The organism is Cobetia sp. QF-1, from assembly GCF_002213105.1.
Lineage (GTDB): Bacteria > Pseudomonadota > Gammaproteobacteria > Pseudomonadales > Halomonadaceae > Cobetia > Cobetia crustatorum.
In genome coordinates this window covers 248,884-273,645 of sequence record NZ_NBVS01000003.1, presented here as the reverse complement: position 1 = coordinate 273,645, position 24,762 = coordinate 248,884, and the positions used below count along the sequence as shown (strand labels likewise).

The following is a 24,762-nucleotide window of genomic DNA, read 5'->3' as shown; positions in this document are numbered from 1 at the left end:
ACGATCAGGAAGGACATTCGTCTCTCGTGTCACAGTGCACGTGAGACGGAGACTCGTCACAGGCGAGCTTACGGCGTACGCCCCGAGGGCCAAGTTTTGCGAACTAAAAAAAGCCTTTTGAAACTTATGAAAGTGCGCGGCGATGACGGTTCACGGCGTGGTGAAATTGACCATGCCACCAAGGGTGCAAATGAGCTGCTTGATGTGTTGCGTCATCCTCAACCGAGCCTGAGCACGCTCACTTCATTGCTGGCGGCTAGCATGGTGATCGTGAGCCTGGTCGTGGCGGCCTGGTTGTTCAGCGCTCAACTGGAGCGCACACAGCACGACATTCAGGGCCAGCGTATTGCTGCGCTGACCCAGCATATTGCACGCTTGCCTGAGGTGCGGGCAGCGCTGATGGCATCGGACTCCAGCACCGCTCGGCCGTCCGCGGCCAGCCCGCTCGCGAATCACATCGAGCGTTTACGGCGTGAAAATGGTGTCGATTTCATCGTGGTGATGCGTCCTGACGGACTCCGGCTGTCGCATCCCGACCCTGCGCGGATCGGCCAGTCGTTTCAAGGCGGCGATGAGCGACAGGCGCTGGCGGGCGCGACCTATCTCTCTGAGTCGCGTGGCAGTCTTGGTGAAAGCTTGAGGAGCTTTGCCCCTGTCACACTCCCCTCGATCGCTGACGGGAAACCTGCGGTTATCGGTGCGGTAGCCATCGGTATCACGCTGGAATCACTGGGGCGTCGTCTCGCCAGTGAAAAGCGCCAGTTATTGCTGGGACTGGGGGTGTTGATGCTCTTTGGTACGCTGGGCGCCCTGGGGTTGGCCCGCTACCTGCGTCGACAGCTCAAGGGACTGGAGCCAGTAGCCATCGCGCGATTGGTCGAGGAGCATCAGGCAGTGCTGGCCAGCCTGGAGGAAGGCATCATTGTCGTGGACCCCACAGGGCGTATCACGTTGATCAATGCTGCTGCACACGGATTGTTGGTCCCTCCGTTGGCGCTCGGTGAGATGCTTGATGATGGGCTGCCGGGCACCGGCATGACCGAGCAACTGGCGGGGCAGTCAGTAGCAGTACCGGATGCCGCGCGGCGCGTCAGCCATGGTGGCCAGCGCTTGCTGGTGCGCTGTCAGCTGGTGCGTGATGGCGAGCAGTTGATGGGGGGCGTTCTGGTACTGCGTGAGCATGACCGCATGCAGCGTCTCGCCGAGGAGCTGACCGGTGTACGTCGCCAAGCCGAAGCGCTACGTGCCTCGCGCCATGAATTCCGCAATCGTCTGCATGTGCTGTCAGGCCTGACCTATATGGGCGACCTGGTCGGCCTGCGTGAGTATTTGGCGGTGTTGGTTGAGCACGAATTGCCTGCCGACACCCCCGCTGCCGAGCAGATTGCTGATCCACTACTGGCGGGGTTGCTGATTGGCAAGCACAGCGAAGCCCGTGAACGCAGCATCATCTTGACGGTCGAGCTTGAGAGCGCACTTGAGACTGAGGGTGAGCGTACGCATGAGACAAACGCGACTCCCCATCTTCCGGTGCTGGAATCTAGCCTGAGTCATGATCTGGTCAGCGTGATCGGCAACCTGCTCGATAACGCCTTTGAGGCGCTGGAGAGCGAACGAGGGGGCGCATGCAAGGACACGCAAGAGGCACCCCCGCGTGTCACGCTCAGTCTGATGCTGGAATCCTCGACGGCACCCGCGGAGGTGCAGTTGTTGATCAGCGTGGCTGACAATGGCCCCGGCATGCCGCCCGCTCTATTGGAGAGAGCACGCGAGGCCGGTGTCAGCAGTCGCGGCGAAGGCCGCGGATTGGGGCTGGCGCTGGTGCATGACATCGTGACGACACGCGGCGGAGAGTGGCATTTATACTCACTGCCCGGCGGCGGTACCCTTGTCGAGCTGGCGTTGCCCTGTCCTCAACCATCCTGTCCGCTGCTGTCTGAGTCGCAGCGATTTTCTGACCAGCCTGACCTCGGAGCCTGAGCGTATGCGTGTGTTGATCGTCGAAGATGACCCTATGGTCATGCGTCTCAACGTCGAATATCTCAATCGTGTCGCAGGCATGCGTCTGGTCGCCCAATGCGAGGACGTTGCGTCGGCACTCGATGTGCTGGCCGCGGAAGAGGTGGATCTGGTGTTACTGGATATCTATCTGCGCAGTCGCAATGGGCTTGAGGTATTGCGCTGGCTCAGGCGTCATGCGGCACCGGAGATACAGGTAATCTTGATCACGGCAGCCGGCGAGGCAGAGACCGTACGCAGCGCCCATGCCCTTGGCGTGTGTGACTATCTGATCAAACCGTTCAGTTTTGCGCGTTTTCAGCAGGCACTGGCACTGGCCAGTCATGGGCGACAGCAGTTGGCCAGTCTGGACGGCGAGGTCAACCAACATCAGCTGGACCGCTTGTTTAGCCCTCACGCGGAAGGTGCAGCGCCGTCAGTCGATGATGGACGATTGCCCAAGGGAGTGACGGCGGTGTCTCTGGCACTGGTCGCGGGCGCCATTCAGGCCTTGCCGCGTGATGAGGGCAGCTTCACCAGCGAGGCGCTGCTGGCCACTACCGGTATGTCGCGGGTCACCATTCGCAAGTATCTGCGCCATCTGGCGACCCGAAGTCTGCTCAGTGAAGCCTTTCACTATGGGCAGGTGGGCCGCCCATCCTTCACCTACCAGGTCGTTGATCGTCCGGCGTTGGCTCGCTTGTGTCGCGAGTGCTGAGCAGTACTGCGCAATGCATCATGCGTACTGCCACCTGTTCAGCGACGCTGAATGATATCGCGGATCAGGCGACGGCCCGGATGCAGATGCTCGACCAGTTCACGCTCCAACGGCAGTGGCTCACCACACATCTGGGCGGCGATCAGTTCAGCACAGAGTGGCGCTGTCGTGAAGCCGCGCGAGCCATGCGCCGTGGACAGCCATAGCCCCGGCAGGTGAGCGCCGCTGAGCTGGGGAACGCGTCTCTTGGCATCAAAGGCCAGCGCTGCGTAGTCAGTACGCCATGCGTCAGCATCGGGGGCGGGGCCGGCAAGCGGGCTCTTGTCGGGGCTGGCGGCGCGCCAGGCGACGCGTCCTCGCCAGTCATCGGCTTCCAGCGGTGTTCCGCGTGCATGCTCCCAGTCACTGACGAAGGCGGGCAGGGCGCTTCTCAATTCCGCGACGTTCGCGTCATGATCCACCTTGCGTACTGCCTCATCCTCATCACGTGGCGCAAACGTCGCACCGAAGCTCAAGGTCATGCTGCCATCAACATGCTGCTGGCAAGGCGAGATATAGCCGCCAGCGCAGACCACGCAATCAAGCGATGGCAGTTCGGCCGTGTGTTCGGCTGACACCGTGATCTCGCTGACCTGGCCACGAATCGGCTGCAGCGGTAGATGCGCCAGTGGCGCCAGCAGGTTAGTCCGTTCGCCCATCGCGACGATCAGCTGATCGACCACGATATGATGCCCTTCGCTATCTTCCAGCTGCCAGTGCGTGCCCTGTGCGTCATCCTGCTGACGGATGGCGTGAATGCGCGCCTGATGAAAGCGTATGCCGTCTGTCGCAGCAAGGTGCTGACATAGCGCTGCAGGGCGCACCCAGCCCGCGACCGGATAGAAGAGGCCAGCATGGGCGATATCACTGCCGGCCAGCTGGCTGGCTTCTGCGGCGCTCACACCCTTCACCAGTGCATCGGGCAGCGAGTGCTGTTCCAGAAAGCGCTGTTGACGCTTTAGCTCGCGTGGGCTGGTGGCAAGCTGCAGCACACCACTGGCTGACCACAGGCGCTGTTGCGGGTCGAGCTGCTCCAGCCAACGACGACTGTACTGCAGTGCCGCCAGTTGGAAGCGGCTGGCAGGGTTGGTTTCAGCCGCCAGTTTGACGTAGAGCGCTCCTTGAGAATTACCCGACGCGTGTGCGCCCGGCGCCTCTGCATCGATAAGCGTGACCGTGAAACCACGCCGCGCGAGCGCCTCGGCGCAGCTGGTGCCGGCAATGCCCGCCCCCAGTACCGCGATACGTGTCTGGGTCGTGATAGGGGCTGGCTGGGGTGGCTGAGTCCACGGCTGTTCGGTCCGCAGCGGATGCAGGGCGCCGCGAATGGCGCATGCTTTATTCGGGACTTCATCCTGCACATCATCCGATTGCAGCCCCATCAGTTCGGCGCGTGCCGTGGCGGTCACCTCGTCCAGTTCTCCGCAGATCATCTCGCGCTTCATGCCGTGGCCGGCCACCTTGCGCCAGACAAAGCCTGCAGCGCGCAAGCCCCGACGCACGAAGCCAGCCGCCGTGAAGGTGGCGAAGGTCGCGCTGGGGCGTGATACGCCAGCCATGGCTGCAAACAGCTCGGGCGACCACATCTCGGGATTCTTCGACGGTGAAAAACCATCAAGGAACCAGGCATCGACACCGCCTTCCAGTCGCGACAGCCGCTCGACGGCATCACCGAAATGCAGGTCCAGCGTGATACTCGCATCGAGTTGTAGGCGGTGTACGCCCAATATCGAGGCTGGCCATTGTGCGGTGAGCGTCTCTGCCAGCAAGGCGAGGTCCGGCCATGCCGACAGTGCACGGCGCAGGTCATCGGCGCGCATCGGGTGTTTTTCCACCGAGATGATATGCAGGCGTGCCTTGGGCGGGGCGGTGGCCAGAAAGCGTTGGGCAGCACACAGGATATTGAGACCAGTGCCGAACCCCGTCTCGCCGATCACGAAGGGACGCGAAGACTGCCAGCCTGCAAAGCGCTCACTCAGCCGATTGCTGTCGAGAAAGACGTGCACTGTCTCGGCGCGGCCATCGTGGATCGAGAAATAGACATCGCCGTACTCCGTCGCCTGTGGCGCGGTGTCGTCCCACTCAAGCTTGGCCTCTTCCAGCGCTGCCAGTGGTGCCAGTACCGTTTTTGGCACAATGCCGGGGGCGGTCACCGACGGGATGGCGTCGGGCGCCTTGAGAGAAGGCGCAGGCGAGGAGATAGGTCGATCGTTCACGGGCGTTCCTGAAAGGGAAGGGCTTGGGAAGGAAGAGCAAGAGGGGAGCTGCACGGCAGGCAGCGCTGGCGGCTCAATGCAATCGACTACATGTCATAGGCTGCAACGCAGACGACGGACGGCAAGGCCGTCCGTCGTCCAGTGAGATTCAACACGACTGAATCTCGGGGTGATGCGTGAAGGCCTAGGGCAGTGTCTGCTTGAAAGGCTTCACTTCGGCGCTGGCGTAAACACCGGCGATGACGAAGGGGTCGGCATCGGCCCATTTTTGCGCATCTTCCAGCGAGGCGAATTCGGCAATGATGACACTGCCACTGAAGCCGGCTTCACCCGGGGCTTCGCTATCGATGGCCGGATTGGGGCCAGCGATGGCTAGACGGCCCGCATCACGCAGTGCTTCAAGACGCGCCAGGTGTGGTGGGCGAGCTGCCATGCGCGCTTCCAGGCTACCTTCAACGTCCTGACAAACAATGGAATACAGCATCACGAATCATCCTTTTGGCGGGGAGAATTAGAGCTTGAGGTATCGTCCTGTGGCGCCTGTACCATGTGGCGAGACAGATAGACGCCTTGAATGAGCACGAACAGCAGGGTCAGGCCGAGCATGCCGAACAGCTTGAAATCGACCCAGACATCTTCGGAATAATGACTGAAGACATAGATATTCAGGCCGCCCATGGCGAGGAAGAATACTACCCACGCCAAGTTGAGGCGGTGCCAGATGGCGCGTGGCAGCTGAATGGCCTTCTCCATCATGCGTTCCACCAGCGGCTTGCCACCAAATAGCGGCGAAAGCAGGAAAGCGACAGCGAACAGCCAGTTGACCACGGTGGGCTTCCACTGAATGAAGGAGCTGTTACCGAACAAGACGGTTGCGCCGCCCAGCACCACAACCAGTGCCAGCGTCACCAGCTGCATTTTCTCAACCCGTTTATGGCGCCAGTAGATATAGAGCACCTGAGCGAGCGTCGCGGGAATCAGTACCGCGGTAGCCATGATCATGTCGCCGGTCGTCTTGTAGACGACGAAGAAGATCACGATCGGCAGAAAGTCGAGCAACATCTTCATGGGGATCACACACTCCTGAACACGACGGCACAGCCGTCGGGAAGGCAAGGGCTTACGTGAGTGGTATCCTATGGATATCGACGGCGAGCCCTTGCCTGCATGTGCTCATTCTGCCGCCATTGCTGCCTGCTGACAAAGCCCGTGTAACGCGAGAGTTCACGTGGCGGTCAACACTGCCCCTGACGCCTGCCTTTGCTGCCTGCTCCTGACGCGGGTATTCCAAGGCGAAAAGCGTTTATCCCGAGAGGTTCCCCGTGTCCGACGACGTGTCTGCTATTTCACCGACGTCCCCGTCATCCGAGACTCATGATATCGATGTGGCGCCTGAGTCTTCACAAGCGCCGCTGCGAGTGCAACCACGACCGCTGCCCAAGCGTTTTGAGTCCGACATCGACGTGCCTGATATCGATCTTCACATGCATTCCACAGCCTCTGACGGTGGCATGGCGCCTGCTGATCTGGTCGCGTTGGTCGCCCGCCGTGGCGTATCGCGCATGTCGTTGACCGATCACGACAGCATGGAAGGGATTTTCGAGGCGCAGCAGGCTGCCGCCGCGCTGGGAGTCACCTTGATGCCGGGCTGTGAGCTGTCGGTACGCTGGCGCAATCAGACCATTCATATCGTGGCATTGATGCCAGATGGGGCGGGCGACGCGCTTAGCGCAGGCCTTGTCCAGCAGCATGAAGCACGCGAGCGCCGCAGCCATGAGATAGCGGCGCGCATGGAGAAAATCGGCCTCGATAACGCCATGGAGCGTGCCCGCGAGCAGGCCACATTGAATGGCTCCGGTGATCGTCCGCTCTCACGGCCTGACTTTGCGCGCGCATTGGTAGAAGCGGGCCTGGCGCGCAACCTGCAAGACGCCTTCAAGCGCCACCTTGGCTCCGGTCAGAAGGGGGACGTCAAGGCGCACTGGCCTGAAATGGAAGAAGCGGTGGGCTGGGTGCGTGCCGATGGTGGAGTCGCAGTGATGGCGCATCCGATGCGCTACAAGCTGACCCGTACCAAGCGGGGCGAGCTGTTGCGAGACTTCATTGCCGCCGGTGGCGAAGCTGCCGAGCTGGTCAGTGGCTTCCAGAACATTGATCGCGCGCGTGATCTGGCGCGCCAGCTTGATGAGCTGGGCATGTATGCTTCGGTTGGCAGCGATTTTCACTTCCCGGGTGGGCCGCTGGCACCAGGTAGCATGAGCCCGCCGCCGCGCACCAAGGTACCGCCAGTATGGTGTCATCCACGGCTGGCGACCTTTTTTGATGCTCCCATCGCCACCATATGATATCGAGAATCTTCTGAGACCTGCATGTCACCGTCAGACATGCAGTCCTGACGCAAGGAGCACTACATGGGCCAGTTCTTCCAGATTCATCCTGATAACCCGCAGAAGCGCTTGATAGATCAGGCTGTTGCCATCATTCAGCAAGGCGGCGTGATCGCCTACCCGACCGATTCCGGCTACGCGCTGGGCTGTCATCTGGGTGAAAAGAAGGCCATCGAGCGCATCAAGCGTCTGCGTCAGCTCGATGACAAGCACAATTTCACGCTGATGTGCTCTGATCTTTCCGAGATCGGTACCTACGCCAAGGTCGACAACGCTGTCTTCCGTCTGCTCAAGAGTCACACGCCAGGCGCCTATACCTTCATTCTGCAAGCCACCACCGAAGTGCCGCGGTTGTTGCTGCATCCCAAGCGTCGCTCCATTGGGGTACGCGTGCCAGATCACGCCATCACCCATTCACTACTGGAAACGCATGGTTCAGCACTGATGAGTGTGACGTTGATTCCCCCGGGTGAGGAGTTGCCGATGACTGATCCGGAAGAGATTCGTGAGCGCTTCGGCCACGCGCTGGACCTGATCATCGATGGTGGTGCCTGCCGTCTGGAAGCCACCAGTGTGGTTGACCTGCGTGAGCTGCCACCGGTCATCGTGCGTGAAGGGCGTGGCGACACCTCGCATTTCACGGAGTGATGCTTCACGCGTGAGATACGTGAGATCTGTGAGATACGTGGAAGGTTGCGAGGCGTGCCAGCAAGCCAAGCTAGCCGGTGTGCGTGCATGGCGCGAAGCGAGCGCGAGTCGTCGGATGTCGCGCGCAGAGAGAGCCATGAACATTAATGATAATATTCGCATGTTTTCATAATTTTATGGAATGAATCTTGCGCCGCGGAGGGCTATCCATGTTGAACACTGTCTCACGTCAATTGAGTGTCTTGCTTGTTGCTGGAATGGGCGTTGCGGGGCTGAGTCTATCGGCTGCTAGCCAAGCGGATACGACGACGGATGCCACGGCTGAACACTGCGCCCCGGCAGCTTATGCCATGGCGCTGCGCTATCAGCAGCAATCTGCTGAAGTGGCTGCTCTGCAGCGTCAGAGCTATGTACTGGCCACGCATCAGTTGGAGCAGCGGCTGGCCGCGCGTGATAGCAGCAAGCCTGCCGCGATCATGACCGACCTCGACGAGACGGTGATCGATAACTCGGCGCTGCTGGTGCGTGACCTCAAGGCCTGCCATGACTTTACTGGCTGGGATACCTGGAAAGCGTGGGAGCGTGAGGGCACGCCGAGTCTGATTCCCGGCGCCAAGGATTTCCTTGAATATGCTGCCTCAAAGGATGTGGCGATCTATTACGTGTCTGATCGCTATGAGGAGAACAAGGACGCTACGCTGGCCACTTTGCGTGCGTTGGACCTGCCTGAAGTCGATGATGAGCATGTTCGCCTGCTAGGTCCGAGCAAATCGGTACGCCGTCAGAGCATCGCAGAAGACCACGATATCGTGATGCAGTTGGGCGATAGCCTGCACGATTTCTCTGATGCCTTCTCCTCCAAGGAGCCTGAGCAGCAGAAAGCGCTGGTGGCTGAGCAAGCAGCACATTTCGGCAAGGATTGGATCATGTTGCCGAATGCTTCCTACGGTAGCTGGAGCAAGGCCTCGTTGACGTCTTGGGATAAGCCGCTTTCCCAGTAAGTCGTCTTTGGCAGCAGCGTGTCAGCATCTGTCTTTCAGTGCTGGCTTGTGACGTGAAACGCCCCGCGACCTTTCGGTCGTGGGGCGTTTTCGTGTCTGGCCGTTGCCAACATCCAGCACCGCCAGTGTGGTCAGCTGCGATCCAGGTTGGGCGGTTCTGCTGCCGGAGGTTCGGATTCATCGGCCGACTGCTGCTCGGGCTCAGGCTTGGGTTCGAGGTCAGACTCGCGTGGGTCGCGGGTATCTTCATCCAGCCAGGTCCCGCAGTGCTTGCAGTACTTGGCATTGCGGTCATGGCCTTCACGGCCACAGCCCGGGCAGGCTTCATCGCTGGTCTGTTGCATGCGCAGGCCATTGATGACTTCCGCCGAGAACACACCGGTCGGCACCGCCAGAATCGAGTAACCGAGGATCATCATCATCGCCGAGATGAACTGACCCAGTGGGGTGATCGGCGCAATATCACCGTAGCCAACCGTAGTCAGTGTCACCACGGCCCAGTAGAGCGCCTTGGGGATGGAGGTGAAGCCGGCTTCTGGCGGCTCAATCAGATAGATGAGGGCACCGAACACCGTGATGATGCTGAGCACGGTGATGAAGAACAGCAGAATCTTGCGCCGGCTACGTGCCAACGCCTCTATCAGCATGCGGCCCTCGCCGACAAAGGCCATCAGGCGTAGCACGCGGAACAGTCGCAGTACGCGCAGTACGCGCACGACCAGCAGTGCCTGTGCACCGGGAATCAGCAGCGATAGCCACGTCGGCGCAATGGAGAGCAGATCGAGCACGCCGTAGAAGCCTTTCGCCCAGGTCCCGGGATGCTTGAGGCAATAAAGGCGGACGGCGTACTCCAGCGTGAAGATGATCGTGAAGGTCCATTCCAGAATGTTGAACAGTTCGCCGTGCTGCGCATTGAGGGAGGGGACACTGTCGAGCATGACCACCGCGACACTGGCGAAGATCATGATGATCAGGCCGATATCAAAGGCCTTGGCCGCCGGTGTGTCAGATTCGAATATCCAGTGGAATAGCCGGGCGCGAAAGCGGCCAGTGGCGGGCTCGAAACCGCTGGTACGTGTCGGTGACGTCTCGACATGCGAGGTGCCGCCATACTGGTTGGCCGGGCCTTGACGCTCTGGCATGGCAAAATCCTTCAGTCACCGCCGTGCTATTTGTACGGCGGAAGAATAAGAGAAGCGTGCCTCCACGAGTAAGTGGAAAGGAGCGCGGGAGGTTGTCCAGAAAGATCAGTCGCGCAAGGCAGCCAATAGCGACAGGCTGTGTTGACCGAAGGCGAGGGTGGCCCAGGTAGTCTCTGTGCCCGTGCTCTGCTCCAGCGCTTCGACGAGTGCTACAGCATGGATGTGCCCATGGTGCTGGCTGGCGGCCAACCGTGACGCCAGTGCCGACACGGCGGCGAGCGCATGGGCCAGCCAGCGCTCGCCATCCTGAGATTGTCGATCGGCATGCGCATCGAGAGCATCTATGGCGGCGGCAAGCAGGGCGCGGGGGTCTGTCGTGTCCAGAGAACGTTCATGCCAGTCGTTATCCCGCAGCGCCGCACCGCGTTGAGCTTTGCTGGCATCTGCCGGGCGTAGTGCCAGTCGACTGGCCAGTGCATCCGCCAGCGTCCACAACACTGCCTCACGGCTCTCGATCGGCAGCTGGTCGTTGCCGGTCAGTTCAAGCTCCAGCTCCTGAATCGCGACCTCACGGCCCTCAACCTTGACGGCACCGAGATCGAGGGCCAGTTCGACGCCCACGCTGCCCCCGGCGACCGCGACCTCTATCTGCCAGGCATGGCGTTCGAAGTCAGTGCTGAACGTCGGTGATAGGGCGTGAAGTAGCTGCTCACGCGAGGTCTCGTTCAGCGCTTGCAGTGGGGGGAGTGCACGCAGCCCATCGAGGTCGAGAGTGGCCTGATCCTCGGGTAGCGCCCATTCCCACTCGCCACGTGAATGCAGTCCGCCGTGACTCTCGCCACTGGTCTTCAGGGTTTGACGTAACGGGGCGCTGCTATCGGCGTCTGTGCCGCTACGCCGGAGACGCAGTGCCATGCGCGCACGTTCCAATGCATGTTCGGGGGTATCGAAATAGGTATTGGCCAGCCAGCGGCGCTTGGGCGTGAGGCCAGTGAGCTCGGGAATGCTGGATAAGGTTTCCAGCAAGGACAGGCGATCAACGACCGGCTGCGATAGCGCGAGCTTGAGTTCAATTTCCTGGGCCATGACGGGGCTCCGCAAACAAACAATAGAAAAGAAAATAGGGGGTGCTGATGGCAGACCCGACCCGAGAAGCCGCGCGATGATGCGCTGGCGGATAAACATCGAGTAAGCACCTAAAGGTGCCCATGGCGTTCATGCTCGCGCCTGACTGATGGCAAGGCAAGCATGGCGAGCGTTCTCTGCCCCAGCGTCTGTGGCAGAAGACGTCATGAATCATGAGTCAATGACGATGTGATGGCGACACGATGGCGTGGATTGCCTGCCAGTAAGGCCTTGGTTATATTAGTAAGCGATGTGATATGCGAGTGACTGAAGGTCCCGCCGATGCACGACAATCTCTCCTCGGAGTCGTTCTGACTCCTCTCCCGCTGCCGCTGATGTTACGAAAATTACAACAGCATGGCGGCGTTGTGACGCCATGATGAAAGTGATGTGATCACTTCACAGCCTTTGCTACACTCCGCGCGTCAATCCTTAACGCCGACGGCCACTATGGTAACGACTAACCCTTTTTCTTCGATGTTCGGGCGCTCGCCTTTCAAGGCGCTGCACACCCACATCATCAAGACCGACGACTGCGCCAAGCATTTGCTGACATTCTTTGACGCCTGTGAACAGGGCGACTGGGATCAGGCGGCCAGCATTCGTCAGACCATCAGTAAGCTTGAGCGTGAAGCCGATGAGCTGAAAACACAGTTACGGCTCAATCTGCCCAACTCACTGTTCCTTCCGGTGTCGCGTTCCGACCTTCTCGAGCTGATCCATGTCCAGGATTCCATCGCGAATGTCACCAAGGACATCGCCGGTATCATGCTGGGTCGCCGCATGCAGATTCCTGAAACGCTGGTGCCCGCCATGCGTATCTATCTGAAGACTGCGGTGGAGTCGGTTTGCCAGGCGCGACGTGCGCTGGGTGAGCTTGAAGATCTGGTTGAGTCCGGTTTCGGGCGCAACATGAGCGTGCTGGTCGAGAAGCTGATCAACGAGCTGCATGAGCTCGAGAAGCAGTCAGACGAACAGCAGGTCGAGATCCGGCAGACGCTGTTCTCTCTGGAAGCTAGTCTGCCTCCGGTCGACGTTGTCTTCCTTTACAAGATTATCGACTGGGTTGGTGATGTCTCCGACCAGGCTGAAAAAGTCGGTACCCGACTGCAGATCCTGATGGCGCGTTAAGCGCTGTCAGGACGTCCTGCCATCTGCTCAAGAGTTCCCTATGTCCATCATTGCTCAATACGGCGATGTCCTCGTCATCCTGGCCTGTGTGTTTGGTTTCTTCATGGCATGGGGTGTCGGTGCGAATGATGTTGCCAATGCCATGGGTACATCGGTCGGTTCCAAGGCCATTACCATCAAGCAGGCGATTCTTATCGCCGTCGTGTTCGAATTCCTCGGGGCCTGGCTGGCGGGCGGTGAAGTTACTGACACCATCCGCAAAGGCATCATTGATCCCGCCCTGTTGATCGAAAATCCGCAATATCTGGTCTATGGCATGTTGGCCTCGCTGCTCTCGGCGGGTATCTGGTTGTTGATTGCCTCGATGAAGGGTTGGCCTGTTTCCACCACGCATTCCATCGTCGGCGCCATCGTGGGCTTTGCCGCGGCAGGTCTGGGCGTGGATGCGGTGCAGTGGGACAAGGTCGGGCAGATCGCCGCCTCCTGGCTGGTCTCGCCGTTGCTGGCAGGTTCCATTGCCTTCGTGCTGTTCAAGTCCGTGCAGACGCTGATCTTCGATAACGAAGACCCGTTCGCGGCTGCGAAACGGTACGTGCCGATGTACATGTTCCTGGTCGGCTTCATCATTGCGATGGTGACGCTGGTCAAGGGGCTCAAGCACGTCGGGCTGAATCTGAATTTCGAATCCAGCCTGCTGCTGTCCATCGTCATCGGTGCCATCGTCATGGGTATCGGGGTGTTGATGGAGCGCAAGGTGGCACGCTCGCGCCTTTCAGAGAAAAATCGCGCCACGGGTGATGATTTCGACTTCAGCGGTGTGGAGAAGATCTTCGGCTTGCTGATGATGTTCACCGCGTGTGCGATGGCCTTTGCCCATGGCTCCAACGATGTGGCCAATGCGGTTGGTCCGTTGGCAGCCATCATCAGCGTGGTGGACTCTGCTGGCCAGATCGGCGCCAAGGCGAGCATGCCGTGGTGGGTCCTGGTGCTGGGCGGCGGCGGTATCGTCTTCGGTCTGGTCACCTATGGTCGCCGTGTCATTGCGACCGTCGGCTCCGGCATCACTGAACTGACACCGTCGCGTGGCTTTGCGGCCACACTGGCCGCCGCTTCTACTGTGGTACTGGCATCTGGCACTGGCTTGCCAATCTCCACCACCCACACCCTCGTCGGTGCGGTGCTGGGGGTAGGTCTGGCACGCGGCATGGCAGCGCTCAACCTGCGCGTGATCGGTACCATCGTCATGTCGTGGCTGATCACTCTGCCGGCAGGCGCTATCCTGTCGATCCTGTTCTTCTTCATGTTCAAGGGCATGTTCGGCTAAGCCGACCTATGCAAATGAAGTCAGACAGCACGCAGTGATCACGACAAGAAAGGCGGCCTTCGGGTCGCCTTTCTTGTCTCTAGCCATCGATATCAGGGGCGCTGCTCGCGGTGCAGGCGGCGGCGCTGATATGATGAGTTGATGATGGCGGCCGTGTCGTGGGCTGATCCATTGTCATCCTTTTCCCCTCCCTCCTGTACTGGAGCTGGCTCTTGAACACGCGTTTCCCCTTCGCGGACTGGTTTCGCAATTCCTCGCCTTACATCAACGCTCATCGTGGGCGGACCTTCGTCATTCTGATTGAGGGCGATGCCCTGTCATCTTCACGACGAGCACAGCTGATTCAGGATCTGGCGCTGTTGCACACGTTGGGCGTTCGACTGGTGGTGGTGTTCGGTGTCAGGCCACAGGTGAGAGATGCGCTGGAAACCGCAGGTATCGAGGCAGAGCGCCATCAGGGGCGCTGGATAGTCACGCGGGACATCCTGGGTCATCTGGAGCAGCAGGTCGCCACGCTGCGTCTGCGCCTGGAGGCCAGTCTGTCGCTGGGTCTTCCCAATACGCCACTGCATGGCGTCGAGCTTTCTGCTGTCTCGGGCAATTTGGTGATGGCCAAGCCGCTGGGTGTACGCGATGGCGTCGATTTTCTTCACGGTGGCGAGGTACGTCGCGTACGCAGTGAGGCCATTCAGGGGCTGCTCTCTCAGCAAGCGATTGTCGTGCTGCCGCCGCTGGGCTTTTCCAGCACTGGCGAGGTGTTTGATCTGGACGCCGCCGAGGTCGCCGAGCATGCGGCAATCGCACTGGCGGCAGACAAGCTCATCCTGCTGGGCGAGGGCGAGGGACTATTGGGTGATGACGGAGAATTGCTGCGTCAGCTCAATCCTGATGAAGCTGCGGCGCTGGCACCACCACGTGAAGATGATAGCGAGTTGTCACGCCATCTGGCTGCCGCATGTGGCGCCGCACGGCATGGCGTTGGGCGTACGCACCTGCTGAGCTGGCGTGACCGTGATGCGCTGTTGGGCGAGCTATTCACCCGCGACGGTATTGGCACGATGATCACCCGGCAGGGCTATGAGCAGTTGCGCAAGGCACGCCTTGAAGATGTCGGCGGCCTGTTGGCGTTGCTCGGCCCCCTTGAGCAACGCGGTATTCTCGTTGCCCGCTCCCGCGAGCGACTTGAGCATGAAATCGATGACTACGTGGTGCTGGCGCGCGATGGCATGATCATTGGCTGTGCAGCATTGCATATCAGTCGTGATGCCCAGATGGGCGAACTTGCGTGTGTCGCCGTGCACGATGACTACCGGCGCGGCCAGCGGGGTGAGCAGTTGCTGGCCGATATCGAGTTACGCGCGCGCCGGGCGGGTCTGACTCGGTTATACGCGCTGACAACGCACACTGTGCACTGGTTCATCGAGCACGGCTTCGTGTCTGCTGTGCTGGAAGACTTGCCGCCCATGCGCCGTGAAGCTTACAACTCGGCACGTAAATCCAAGGTGTTGCTCAAGACGCTGTGAAGAGGGAGGCGCTTCTTTTGCCTCGCTTGCCTTGCTTGCACCCGGCATGTGCTTGCCTTCCTGCCTGAGGAAGGTGGAGTACCTGCCGGGTGTTTTTCGTTGTGAGATTGCACTTTCACGACGGTAATCTTGCAATGTCTTGCAAAGGAGACGCTATAAGGTACTGATATTTAATCTATAATGTCCAAAACCTATATATGTGTTGTCATTTTGCGACGAAAAGCAGGGCGAAAATGTCTCAATCACGAGGAAGCGCGCGATATGACAGACAACGTGGTCATGTGTTCTTTTTAACATATTGATTTTTAATGTATTTTACGTTTTATGGCACGTTGATCGCTATATACATTGTGAGCAAGAGTTAGTGGCCGTGTAATTAGCCCTTTCTCGGGTCTTACAGCGATGACGGTACTCACTACCCTGTGCGCTCCGTGATCGCTGACAGGCCAAGCGTCTGCTCCACGCGATGTGTGACTTCAGGTTGCGATGAGACAGGTACGGCCCTTCGCGGGCAAGGAAAGTATCTTGAGGGCACGGACGCCCGGGCATGGATGCCCGATACCGGATGTGGTGGCTGTTTGGATATGCCGCCATCATCTTCAGATCAAGGTTGATGCTTTCAGTGTGGATCAAGCACAAGTCATTGAAGTGCTCTGCTGATCGAAGGCCTCAACGAGTAGCATTGTGATGTGTTGCCCCCTGCTTCACATCCGATAGGGAGCGCGGACCTTGTCCGTCGTGAATGTCGGTTAACCTGGAACGACCACCAGGTGACATTCTTTCCTCCCGGGCCTGACAGGCAGACCACCTGACAGGCCCACCAATCACAACGCGTCTCTAGAGACACGTTGTGATGACTGACCCTTCAGTTCCCTGCGTACTTGGGCCGGCCCTGCCGGCCCTCTTTTTTTGCGCGTCTCGCTGTGCGTCTAACGACGATGGGTCATTGGCATCATCCTTAATACCGGTCGTGAGGCTGTCTGTCTCGTGGCAGTGTAATGATTTAAATCAGAATCATATTTATTAACGAACTGGCAACCGCGATGGAAGCTGGCGAACTCTGGTATTCTTGGAAGACGTGATTCGATGATGACCACCCCTTTCCTGCATAGAGTTCTCTCAATGGCCTCCACGGTGTCACGACGTTGGCGTCCCCGCTCTCTGCCTCAGCTAGTGCTGATGGCCTTCCTTGTGGTGATGCTGCCGATCGCAGTCCTTATGTTCCAGGCGGGACAAGCGCTATCAGAACTGTCGGAACTTGCCGACGTCAGCGCCCGTCAGGCAGTTGACCAGACTCGGCGTGCCCGTACGCTGACCAATCTCGCCGTCGAGATGGAGCGTAGCGCTCGCCAGTACGCCGTACTGGAAAATCCCGACCTGATGAAAATCTATGCCGACAAGGCCAGCGCTTTCCGTGAGCTGCTGGACGCACAGGCGCGTCTGCTTGGTGAGGGAGACCCGCGCGTCAGTGAGCTGAAAGGCACTCTGTCGGAACTGGAGCGCATGCCCGAGATGAGCGTGGCGCAGGTCAGTAGCCATCTGGGGGACTTTGGCCCCTTCTCGATACAAGCCAGTGGTTTGCTCAATTCCACCCGTGAACTCGTCGATGCCCGTATCGAGGGTATTCGCGCGCGTGCGACTCAAGTCAAAAGTCAGTTGTGGTGGCAGACAGCAGCGCTGGTCTCTATCAGTTTGATGCTGATGCTGTTCTTTACCTGGTTGATCATTCGCCCCATCCGTCAGCTGGAACGTCGGATCAATGGCCTGGGGAGTGGTCATGACAGTGAGCGGCCGGTCGTGATCAAGGGGCCTGCCGAACTGGTGCAGCTGGGTGAGCGTCTCAACTGGTTGTCGATGCGCCTTGATGAACTGGAAGAGCAGAAGCAGCAATTCCTGCGTCACATGTCGCACGAGCTCAAGACGCCATTGGCCAGTATCCGCGAGGGTACCGGACTGCTGATTGATGAAGTGGCAGGACCGCTGAGTCCGCATCAGGCAGAAATCCTTGGACTGCTGGACGATTCCAGCAAGGAATTACAGAAGCTTATCGAGCAACTCCTCGACTATAATCTGTTACAGCATAATCAAGGGCTTGAAAGAAGCCGCTTTGATGTCCATGAGGTCTTCAAGGAAGTACTGGCCAAGCATCGGCTGGCACTGGAAAAGAAAGGCATGAAAGTGCATCTTCCGCCTGCCAGCTTGAGCTGGGATGCTGACAGGCCACGCACGGGACGCATTCTCGACAACCTGATTTCCAATGCCATTGCTTACGGCGAAGATGGTGGCGATCTGTGGCTGAGAGCGCGCAAGGAGCGCCGTCAGCTGGTCATCGAGGTCGCCAATAGTGGTGAGCCGATTGCCGACAAGGATCGCGATCACCTGTTCAAGCCTTTCTATCAAGGCGCGGTGAAGCGTAAAGGGCCGCTCAAGGGCTCTGGCATTGGTCTTTCGGTCGCTGCTGATAGCGCCCGTGCCCAATTTGGTCAATTGGTGCTGATAGACGATACCAGAGCGGATGTCTGTTTCCGGCTGACATTGCCCACACTGGCTCGTTCGCTGCCGTCAGGGGAGGGTAGCGAGCATGATCTGCCGCCAGGCACCCATGTTGCCAATGATGATCATCCGTCATTACCCCCTATCCATACCACATGAAATGACACCAATGAGTGCCATCAAACACGCAAGGAACTGAAGTAATGAAGGGTCAACGACTACTGATGGGCCTTACCGTTTTCATGCTGGTCAGTACGCTCAGTGCCTGTGGAGCCCTGTCAAATATCACCTTGCCGGGCACTGAGTCCGCGGCGGTGAGTCCTGATGTGAAGAACAGCTGTCTTGGCGCCGGTGGCTTGCCGGACTTCATTGAGGAAGACTGCCTGCTGGATGAATGGGTTGCCTTCTCCCTGCAAGCGCAGCGTGGTAACAGCGACTGGCGTCGAAACACGCTGGAGCAGCTGGAAGGCACCCGTCACGATCGTCGTCTCGCACGCGCAGTGCTGTTGAGCTGGGGTGACGAGTCGGACTGGAAGCATGCATCCGACCTCTTCAAGGCCGATCTGCCGACGGCACCGAGTCGTCTTCAGCCGCTGCTGCGTCAGTGGCTGAATGGACTTGAGGAGCGTCGTGACCTGATTGTTGAGCGTGACAAGAGCGATAGTGCTCGCCGCAAGCTGAGCGCCGATAATGCTCAGCTCAGCAAGAAGCTCGAAGCATTGACTGCCATCGAGGAATCGATCAATTCTCGCCGCCAGAGCACGCCCTGAAGTCTCAGCGGCTGCCTCTGGCCACGATCTGTCATCGGCCCCTTTGGCTAGATGACGCAAGACTGTGCGGGCCTGATGGCTGGTTGTCCCCAAGCCGTCAAGTGACGCAAGGAGAGTTAGTGTGAAATACGCTCAAGCGCATATTCTGCTCGTTGATGATGATGCGAGCCTGCTCAAGCTGCTCGGCATGCGTCTCGAAAGTCGTGGCTTCAAGGTCACTACCGCTGGGAGTGGCCGTGAGGCGCTTAATCGTCTCGAAACTGCACGTCCTGATCTGGTCCTGTCCGACCTGCGAATGGATGAGATGGATGGCATGGCCCTGTTTGGCGAGCTGCAAAAGCGTCAACCGGGCATGCCGGTTATTTTGCTGACGGCGCATGGTTCGATTCCAGATGCCGTCAGCGCGACACGCCAGGGGGTGTTCAGCTTCCTGACCAAGCCGATCGACAAGGATGAGCTGTTCGCGGCCATCGATGAAGCGCTGGCACAGGCGCCGCCGGTCAAGGAAGGCGATGATGCCTGGCGTGCAGGTATCATCACGCGCTCCCCGCAGATGGAGCAGATTCTCGAGCAGGCGCGCATGGTCGCGGCCTCGGATGTCAGCGTGCTGGTCACGGGCCCGTCCGGTTCCGGTAAGGAGCTGATGGCCAAAGCGATTCACAATGCCAGCCCTCGCGCTTCCAAGCCGTTTGTCGCCATCAACTGTGGCGCACTGCCGGAGCAACTGCTGGAAAGCGAATTGTTCGGGCATGCCAAGGGCTCATTCACTGGTGCCGTCAGTGCGCATCAGGGGCTATTCCAGGCAGCAGATGGCGGCACCCTGTTCCTGGATGAAATCGGCGATATGCCGTTGGCGCTACAGGTCAAGTTGTTGCGTGCGCTGCAGGAGCGTCAGATTCGTCCGCTGGGGTCGACCACTTCGATTGCCATCGACGTGCGCATCATCTCGGCCACGCACCGCAATCTCGATAAAGCGATGCATGACGGCGACTTCCGTGAGGATCTCTACTATCGCCTCAACGTGGTCAATCTCAAGCTGCCAGCTCTGCGTGAGCGTGCCGAAGATGTGCCGCTACTGGCCAAGTACCTGATCAATCAGGCCGCTGCGCGTCACAAGCCTTTCGTGAAGGGCTTCTCGCCGGAAGCGCTGAACCTGCTGGCGTCCAGCGCCTGGCCGGGCAACGTGCGTCAGCTGGTCAACGTGGTCGAGCAATGTGTCGCGCTTACCAGCTCCTCGATGATTCCAGAGGCGTTGGTCTCTCAGGCGCTGGCCGCAGAAGAGAATGCACTGCCGTCCTTCTCCGAGGCACGTGCTGGCTTCGAGCGCAGCTACCTGATCAAGGTGCTGAAAATCACTGAAGGCAATGTGACTCAGGCTGCGCGCATCGCGGGGCGTAACCGCACCGACTTCTACAAGTTGTTGGGTCGTCACGACCTCGAGCCGGGCGTCTTCAAGCCGGGCGCCGAACAGGGCCCGCCTGACTTCTAGGTTTAACGCGCCGCTTCTTGCAAGCCCACGCGCGAAGGGCCTGAGCCAGCAGCAGCTTGACGTGTCAGTGGAAAAAAGCCCATGAAAAAGCCCCGTTACCTGTTCAGGTAGCGGGGCTTTTTTCGGTCTGGCAGCGCATCAGTGCCGATCAAGTGCTCAGGGCTTTGGCTTGAAGCGGCGTTTGACCTCCACTGCCAGCCGACCTTCTTCGAGCCGGATCGACAGCATCTCGCCGGGCTGGGTCTGATGCGCGGCGCGGATGACCTCATTGCCTTTCTGCTGCGCCCGCGGCGGGCTTTGTGAACCGACACGCTCGACAATCGCATAGCCACGCCCGAGCACATTGAGTGGACTGACTGAATTCAGCGCGCGCATGGCCGCTTCCAGCCGCTCGCGATCCGCTGCCAAGCGACGTGGCAGGGCAGTGTTGAGGCGCGGCGTCAGCATCGCCAGTTGCTGACGATGACGCTGGATATCACGCGCGGGACTGGCCTGCTTCAAGCGCCGCTCCAGCTGGGCCGCTTTCTCCTGTTCACTCAGCAAGCGCTGACGCAGGGCAGTGTGCAGGCGGCGCTCCAACTCACTGGCACGTTCACGTTGTAGCGTCAGGTCGCGTGCCGGATGGCGCAGGCGTGAGCGAGCATGATCGAGACGCTGTGCAGCCTGGTCGAGCAGGGCACGTTGAGTGCGCCACAGTCGTTGGGAGAGGGCATCCAATTGATGCGCCAACGCGCGCTGATCGGGGAACAGCGCCTCCGCGGCAGCTGATGGCGTAGGCGCACGCAGGTCGGCAGCCAGCTCGGCCAACGTGGTGTCGGTCTCGTGGCCGATGGCCGCGACCACCGGCAGGCGCGAATGGAAGATGGCGCGTGCCAGATGCTCATCATTGAATGCCCACAAGTCTTCCAGGCTGCCGCCACCACGAGTGATCAGCAGTGCATCGCAGTCACTGTCACGATTGGCCATCGCCACCGCGCGAATCAGTTGTGGCACCGCTTGCGGTCCCTGTACTACGACGGGCAACACGCTCAGATGCGCTTGCGGCCAGCGTTTACGGGTCACGGCGATCACATCCTGCAGCGCCGCACCGGTCGCCGAGGTGATCACACCCAGATGCTGCGGCGGATAAGGCAGGGTACGCTGATTGGCAAAGATACCCTCGGCTGCCAGCTGCTCCCTGAGTCTTGCCAACCGCGCCAGCCATTCACCCAGCCCCGCCTGCTGCAGCGCCTCGACAATCAGCTGATAGTCGCCGCGTGCCTCGAACAGCGACACCTTGGCGCGGACACGGACACGATCGCCATCCTTCGGCTTCTCGCGTAGAAACTGGGCGCGACTCTTGAACAGCGCGCAGCGCACCTGTGCGCCGTCATCTTTCAGCGTGAAGTAGCAGTGACCAGAGCGCGGCTGCGAAAAGCCTGAAATCTCACCCTCGATCCACAGCTCGCCCAACCCACGCTCCAACAGGCGCTTGGCCTCGCGGTTGAGCTGAGTCACGCTGATGGCGTTGGCGGCAGAAGAAGGCGGTTCGAACACGCGCGAATCCTTGAGTGGAGGGCTGGACGGAAGAGAGCGCCATGATGCCACAGGCGACTGGCTTGCCACCAAAAAGCCCCCGGCCTCTTGAACGAAGGCGGGGGCTTGAGTGACTGCCAGCAGGTGTGTCCTGATCAGGCAGTCTGTGCCTTGCGCTTGCCAAGGCGTGACAGCAGAAAGGGCACGAGTATCAACAGCAACGAGGCGGCCCACAGTCCTTGCGAGATACCAGATTGCCACAGAATGTTGGTGTCGCCACCACTGATGGCCAGTGCTCGGCGCAGGTTTTCTTCCATCAGCCCGCCGAGCACGAAGCCCAACACGATGGTGGCCAGCGAGAAGTTGAGCTTGCGCAGCAGGTAGCCAAGGATGCCGATGCCCAGCATCAGGTAGATGGCACCCATGTCCGAGTGCAGCTGATACACGCCGACGAAGGACAGGATGACGATGCCGGGCACCAGTGCCCAACGCGGGATGGTCAGTACGCGCGCGAAGAAACCCGCCAGCGGCAGATTGAGCAGCAGCAGCACGATGTTGCCGATATAGAGTGATGCGATAAGGCCACCGGCCACTTTCGGATGTTCGCTGAACATCATCGGGCCCGGCGTGATGTTGTAGAGCATCAGTGCGCCCAGCAGCACGGCAGTGGTACCAGAACCGGGAATGCCGAGTGTCAGCATCGGCACGAAGGAACCTGCTGCCGAAGCATTGTTGGCCGCCTCCGGGGCGGAAAGTCCGCGCATGTCACCGGTGCCGAAGGTGTTGTCCTTGTCACTGATGCGTTTTTCGGTGGTATAGGCCACGGCCCCTGCGACCGAAGCACCGGTGCCCGGCAACACGCCGATCAGAAAACCGATCAGGCTGGAGCGCAGCATGGCGCCCTTGCAGTAGAGAATTTCCTTCATGGTCACGAAGACGCGGCCTATGACGGGCAGCTCGCCTGTCTTGCCGTGTTGCAGTCGGCTTTCCAGCATCAACAGAATCTCGCTGATCGCGAACATGCCGATGATCAATACCACGAAGTCGATGCCATCGTAGAGGTCCGGAATATCAAAGGTGAAGCGCTGGATACCGGTACCTGAGTCGACGCCGATCGTCCCGATCAGCACACCCAGAATGGCGCCCAGGGCGGTCTTGACCGGATCATTGCCCATCATCACGGACATGGAGGCAAACGCGAACACCATCATGGTGAACAGCTCTGCCGGGCCGAACAGGACCGCGACCTTGGCCAGCAGCGGCGCGAACAGCGTCAAGCCGAGAATCGCGATGCTGGCGCCCACGAAGGAGCTGATCGCCGAGATGCCCAGCGCAGGCCCCGCCAGGCCCTTCTTGGCCAGCGGGTAGCCATCCAGGGTGGTCATGACGGCGCCGGCGTCCCCCGGCACATTGAGCAGAATGCTGGACATCCGACCACCGTATTCCGCGCCGGTATAGATACCTGCCAGCAGGATCAGCGCAGATTCGGCAGGCAGGCCGAGGGTATAGGCAAGCGGCATCAGAATGGCGATGCCGTTGATGGGCCCGATGCCCGGCAGGGCACCGAACAGTGTGCCGAGCAGGGCGCCGGTAAAGGCCAGGCCAAGATTGAGGGGCGTCAACGCCACTCCGAAGCCCTGAATGATGAAATCAAACATGCAACACCTCTCTCGGTATCAGGAAAACCACAGGCCTGTGGGCAGGGATATTTCCAATACCGCGGTAAACAGCAGATAACTCAGGCCGGCCATCAGTACACCGGTCAAGCAGGCCGCACGCCAGTTAGCGCCGAATAGCCGTGCAATCGCGGTAATCGCGGCCACCGCGGTGAGGGGATAGCCAAGACGCACGAAGAAGAAGGCGAAAACGATGAGGACCAGCAGCACCAGTCCCAGCTGCACGAAAATCGCGGCAGAGGGCCAGTTTCCTTCGGGGCCAGGACGTACGATCAGCACCAGAGAGAAGGCGGCCATCATGATGGAAAGCCCGATGGGGAAGGCCTTGGGTCCTACCGGGTCGTAGGCGAAGGGCACATGGATACTGAGGGCCTGGGCGACGATGAACGCCGCCAGCCCCATCAGGGCAATGCCCAGGATGCGGTCGGCGGCGATTTTCATTGGGTCAGACCTACTTCTTGGGCGAGGGTCTTGAAGTCGGTGATCTGCGCTTTCACGTACTGATCGAAGTCAGGGCCGAATTTCTGGATCGGAAACAGACCGCGAGCTTCACGAATCTTGGCGAATTCAGGCTTCTCGCTCAGCAGCTTGAGGCGCTCGACCCAGGCGTTGTAATCAGCATCGCTGACATCCTTGCCCATGTAGTACCCGCGCCAGATTGGCCAGGTCACGTCGTAGCCCTGTTCGGTGGCGGTGGGAATATCAGCGAAGGCCCCTGGCACGCGTTCTTCCGACAGCGCGGCCAGCACCCGAATCTTGCCGCTGGACAGCTGTGACTGAAGCTCGGAAAGGTCGCCGGTATATACCTTGATGTGATTGCCCAGCAGGGCTGCCAGCGCTTCACCGCCACCCTCGAAGGACACATAGCGCAGCTTGCGCGGCGAGACATCGATCGACTTGGCGATCAGTGCCGCCTTCATCCAGTCCTGGCTACCGATGGTACCGCCGGCGCCGAAGGGAATGTCGCTCGGATGTTTCTTGAGGTCGTCCATCAGCTCATCCAGTGTCTGCCACGGAGAGTCGGCATTCACGACCACGGCGCCATAGTCGACGCCCAGCGCACCGACCCAACGCACGTCATCGGCGGTGAACTTGCCGAATTTACCCAGCGCCAGATTGACGGCGGCGCCAGTGCTGGCGGCCACGATCAGGTTCGGATCGTCGCTGCGTACTCCGATGACATGGTTGTAGGCGACAGCGCCGATACCGCCCGGCATGTAGGTCACCATCATCGGGGAATCGATGACGCCGGTTTCCAGCAAGCCATTGGCGGCCAGGCGGCAGGTCAGGTCATAACCACCCCCCGGTTTGGCGGGGGCGATGCACTCGCTTCTGTCAGCGGCCATGACTGGCAATGACAGCAGGCTGACGGTGGCGATGGCCAGCGGTGCTACGAGGGCGGCGGCGAGACGTTTTGTGGATGGCATGGTGTGCTCCTGATGCGTCTTGTTGTTGTCCAGATTTTTTTGTCCACAGAGCGCTTTTTGCTTTATGTTCAAGGCGAAAGCTGGCGCTCTTGTGGTGATGCATCGCGAATGCTGAGGCGATGAAGGCATGGTAGGAGCGC

Annotated in this window: 20 protein-coding genes; 11 read left to right on the top strand and 9 right to left on the bottom strand. The window is 59.8% G+C overall.

The features are described from left to right. Positions 1-126 precede the first annotated feature (126 nt). On the top strand, positions 127-1,980 hold the full coding sequence (locus tag CFN46_RS07570; RefSeq protein ID WP_254918438.1) for a sensor histidine kinase: 1,854 nt from the start codon (positions 127-129) through the stop codon (positions 1,978-1,980). Positions 1,981-1,984: 4 nt separating this feature from the next. After that, positions 1,985-2,716 carry a response regulator gene (locus CFN46_RS07565; RefSeq protein ID WP_088743157.1) on the top strand — a complete coding sequence of 244 codons (732 nt, stop codon included), beginning with the start codon at positions 1,985-1,987 and terminating at the stop codon, positions 2,714-2,716. Between the two features lie 38 nt (positions 2,717-2,754). Here CFN46_RS07565 and mnmC read toward each other — a convergent pair whose 3' ends face one another. The 3 genes from mnmC to CFN46_RS07550 all read right to left on the bottom strand — a co-directional run bounded on the left by mnmC (position 2,755) and on the right by CFN46_RS07550 (position 6,039). Then, a complete protein-coding gene (gene mnmC / locus CFN46_RS07560; protein ID WP_369597142.1) occupies positions 2,755-4,971 on the bottom strand; it encodes an FAD-dependent 5-carboxymethylaminomethyl-2-thiouridine(34) oxidoreductase MnmC in 2,217 nt (738 codons plus the stop codon). Positions 4,972-5,155: 184 nt separating this feature from the next. Continuing rightward, positions 5,156-5,455, bottom strand: coding sequence for a YciI family protein (locus tag CFN46_RS07555; protein ID WP_024952093.1), 300 nt, complete (start codon positions 5,453-5,455; stop codon positions 5,156-5,158). After that, a complete protein-coding gene (locus CFN46_RS07550) occupies positions 5,455-6,039 on the bottom strand; it encodes a septation protein A (RefSeq protein ID WP_024952092.1) in 585 nt (194 codons plus the stop codon). The genes CFN46_RS07555 and CFN46_RS07550 overlap by 1 nt, the downstream gene beginning before the upstream one ends. Positions 6,040-6,455: 416 nt before the next feature. Between CFN46_RS07550 and CFN46_RS07545 the strand changes: the two genes are divergently transcribed. From CFN46_RS07545 to CFN46_RS07535, 3 genes are all read left to right on the top strand, one after another. Further along, on the top strand, positions 6,456-7,316 hold the full coding sequence (locus CFN46_RS07545; protein WP_084488060.1) for a PHP domain-containing protein: 861 nt from the start codon (positions 6,456-6,458) through the stop codon (positions 7,314-7,316). A gap of 66 nt (positions 7,317-7,382) precedes the next feature. After that, complete coding sequence (locus tag CFN46_RS07540; protein ID WP_024952090.1) at positions 7,383-8,006, top strand: L-threonylcarbamoyladenylate synthase; 624 nt, start codon at positions 7,383-7,385, stop codon at positions 8,004-8,006. Positions 8,007-8,215: 209 nt separating this feature from the next. Next, positions 8,216-9,007, top strand: a complete 792-nt coding sequence (locus CFN46_RS07535; RefSeq protein ID WP_035159737.1) for a 5'-nucleotidase, lipoprotein e(P4) family — start codon at positions 8,216-8,218, stop codon at positions 9,005-9,007. Between the two features lie 131 nt (positions 9,008-9,138). On the opposite strand, the gene CFN46_RS07530 is transcribed toward CFN46_RS07535, so the two are convergent. Both CFN46_RS07530 and CFN46_RS07525 read right to left on the bottom strand, forming a co-directional pair. Further along, entirely contained in the window at positions 9,139-10,149 is a 1,011-nt protein-coding gene (locus CFN46_RS07530) for an ion transporter (RefSeq protein ID WP_088743156.1), read from the bottom strand. Between the two features lie 105 nt (positions 10,150-10,254). Next, positions 10,255-11,235, bottom strand: coding sequence for a CYTH domain-containing protein (locus tag CFN46_RS07525; RefSeq protein ID WP_176426432.1), 981 nt, complete (start codon positions 11,233-11,235; stop codon positions 10,255-10,257). A 489-nt stretch (positions 11,236-11,724) separates the two neighbouring features. On the opposite strand from CFN46_RS07525, the gene CFN46_RS07520 reads away from it, so the two are divergent. The 6 genes from CFN46_RS07520 (at position 11,725) to glrR (ending at position 20,004) form a co-directional block, all read left to right on the top strand. After that, positions 11,725-12,405 carry a TIGR00153 family protein gene (locus CFN46_RS07520; RefSeq protein WP_024952086.1) on the top strand — a complete coding sequence of 227 codons (681 nt, stop codon included), beginning with the start codon at positions 11,725-11,727 and terminating at the stop codon, positions 12,403-12,405. Between the two features lie 40 nt (positions 12,406-12,445). Next, positions 12,446-13,729 carry an inorganic phosphate transporter gene (locus CFN46_RS07515; protein WP_024952085.1) on the top strand — a complete coding sequence of 428 codons (1,284 nt, stop codon included), beginning with the start codon at positions 12,446-12,448 and terminating at the stop codon, positions 13,727-13,729. 212 nt (positions 13,730-13,941) lie between these two features. Further along, a complete protein-coding gene (gene argA / locus CFN46_RS07510; RefSeq protein ID WP_088743154.1) occupies positions 13,942-15,252 on the top strand; it encodes an amino-acid N-acetyltransferase in 1,311 nt (436 codons plus the stop codon). 1,086 nt (positions 15,253-16,338) lie between these two features. Next, positions 16,339-17,904, top strand: coding sequence for a HAMP domain-containing sensor histidine kinase (locus tag CFN46_RS07505; RefSeq protein WP_051510898.1), 1,566 nt, complete (start codon positions 16,339-16,341; stop codon positions 17,902-17,904). A 44-nt stretch (positions 17,905-17,948) separates the two neighbouring features. Then, entirely contained in the window at positions 17,949-18,515 is a 567-nt protein-coding gene (locus CFN46_RS07500) for a hypothetical protein (RefSeq protein WP_024952082.1), read from the top strand. A 121-nt stretch (positions 18,516-18,636) separates the two neighbouring features. Further along, positions 18,637-20,004, top strand: coding sequence for a two-component system response regulator GlrR (gene glrR, locus CFN46_RS07495; protein ID WP_024952081.1), 1,368 nt, complete (start codon positions 18,637-18,639; stop codon positions 20,002-20,004). A 156-nt stretch (positions 20,005-20,160) separates the two neighbouring features. On the opposite strand, the gene xseA is transcribed toward glrR, so the two are convergent. From xseA to CFN46_RS07475, 4 genes are all read right to left on the bottom strand, one after another. Continuing rightward, positions 20,161-21,540 (bottom strand): exodeoxyribonuclease VII large subunit, encoded by a 1,380-nt coding sequence (gene xseA, locus CFN46_RS07490; RefSeq protein WP_088743153.1) that lies wholly within the window; start codon positions 21,538-21,540, stop codon positions 20,161-20,163. Positions 21,541-21,674: 134 nt separating this feature from the next. After that, the gene (locus CFN46_RS07485) at positions 21,675-23,177 is read right to left on the bottom strand and encodes a tripartite tricarboxylate transporter permease (RefSeq protein ID WP_088743152.1); all 1,503 of its coding nucleotides are present in this window, start codon (positions 23,175-23,177) and stop codon (positions 21,675-21,677) included. Between the two features lie 18 nt (positions 23,178-23,195). After that, positions 23,196-23,636 (bottom strand): tripartite tricarboxylate transporter TctB family protein, encoded by a 441-nt coding sequence (locus tag CFN46_RS07480; protein ID WP_088743151.1) that lies wholly within the window; start codon positions 23,634-23,636, stop codon positions 23,196-23,198. Next, the gene (locus tag CFN46_RS07475; protein WP_088743150.1) at positions 23,633-24,622 is read right to left on the bottom strand and encodes a tripartite tricarboxylate transporter substrate binding protein; all 990 of its coding nucleotides are present in this window, start codon (positions 24,620-24,622) and stop codon (positions 23,633-23,635) included. Before CFN46_RS07475 ends, CFN46_RS07480 begins: the two co-directional genes overlap by 4 nt. Positions 24,623-24,762: the final 140 nt, after the last annotated feature.

Coding starts and splice junctions, on each gene's coding strand:
- CFN46_RS07570 (WP_254918438.1), top strand. CDS start 127: ATGAAAGTGCGCGGCGATGACGGTTCACGGCGTGGTGAAATTGACCAT.
- CFN46_RS07565 (WP_088743157.1), top strand. CDS start 1,985: ATGCGTGTGTTGATCGTCGAAGATGACCCTATGGTCATGCGTCTCAAC.
- CFN46_RS07555 (WP_024952093.1), bottom strand. CDS start 5,455: ATGCTGTATTCCATTGTTTGTCAGGACGTTGAAGGTAGCCTGGAAGCG.
- CFN46_RS07550 (WP_024952092.1), bottom strand. CDS start 6,039: ATGAAGATGTTGCTCGACTTTCTGCCGATCGTGATCTTCTTCGTCGTC.
- CFN46_RS07545 (WP_084488060.1), top strand. CDS start 6,456: ATGCATTCCACAGCCTCTGACGGTGGCATGGCGCCTGCTGATCTGGTC.
- CFN46_RS07540 (WP_024952090.1), top strand. CDS start 7,383: ATGGGCCAGTTCTTCCAGATTCATCCTGATAACCCGCAGAAGCGCTTG.
- CFN46_RS07535 (WP_035159737.1), top strand. CDS start 8,216: ATGTTGAACACTGTCTCACGTCAATTGAGTGTCTTGCTTGTTGCTGGA.
- CFN46_RS07530 (WP_088743156.1), bottom strand. CDS start 10,149: ATGCCAGAGCGTCAAGGCCCGGCCAACCAGTATGGCGGCACCTCGCAT.
- CFN46_RS07525 (WP_176426432.1), bottom strand. CDS start 11,235: ATGGCCCAGGAAATTGAACTCAAGCTCGCGCTATCGCAGCCGGTCGTT.
- CFN46_RS07520 (WP_024952086.1), top strand. CDS start 11,725: ATGGTAACGACTAACCCTTTTTCTTCGATGTTCGGGCGCTCGCCTTTC.
- CFN46_RS07515 (WP_024952085.1), top strand. CDS start 12,446: ATGTCCATCATTGCTCAATACGGCGATGTCCTCGTCATCCTGGCCTGT.
- CFN46_RS07505 (WP_051510898.1), top strand. CDS start 16,339: ATGATGACCACCCCTTTCCTGCATAGAGTTCTCTCAATGGCCTCCACG.
- CFN46_RS07500 (WP_024952082.1), top strand. CDS start 17,949: ATGAAGGGTCAACGACTACTGATGGGCCTTACCGTTTTCATGCTGGTC.
- CFN46_RS07485 (WP_088743152.1), bottom strand. CDS start 23,177: ATGTTTGATTTCATCATTCAGGGCTTCGGAGTGGCGTTGACGCCCCTC.
- CFN46_RS07480 (WP_088743151.1), bottom strand. CDS start 23,636: ATGAAAATCGCCGCCGACCGCATCCTGGGCATTGCCCTGATGGGGCTG.
- CFN46_RS07475 (WP_088743150.1), bottom strand. CDS start 24,622: ATGCCATCCACAAAACGTCTCGCCGCCGCCCTCGTAGCACCGCTGGCC.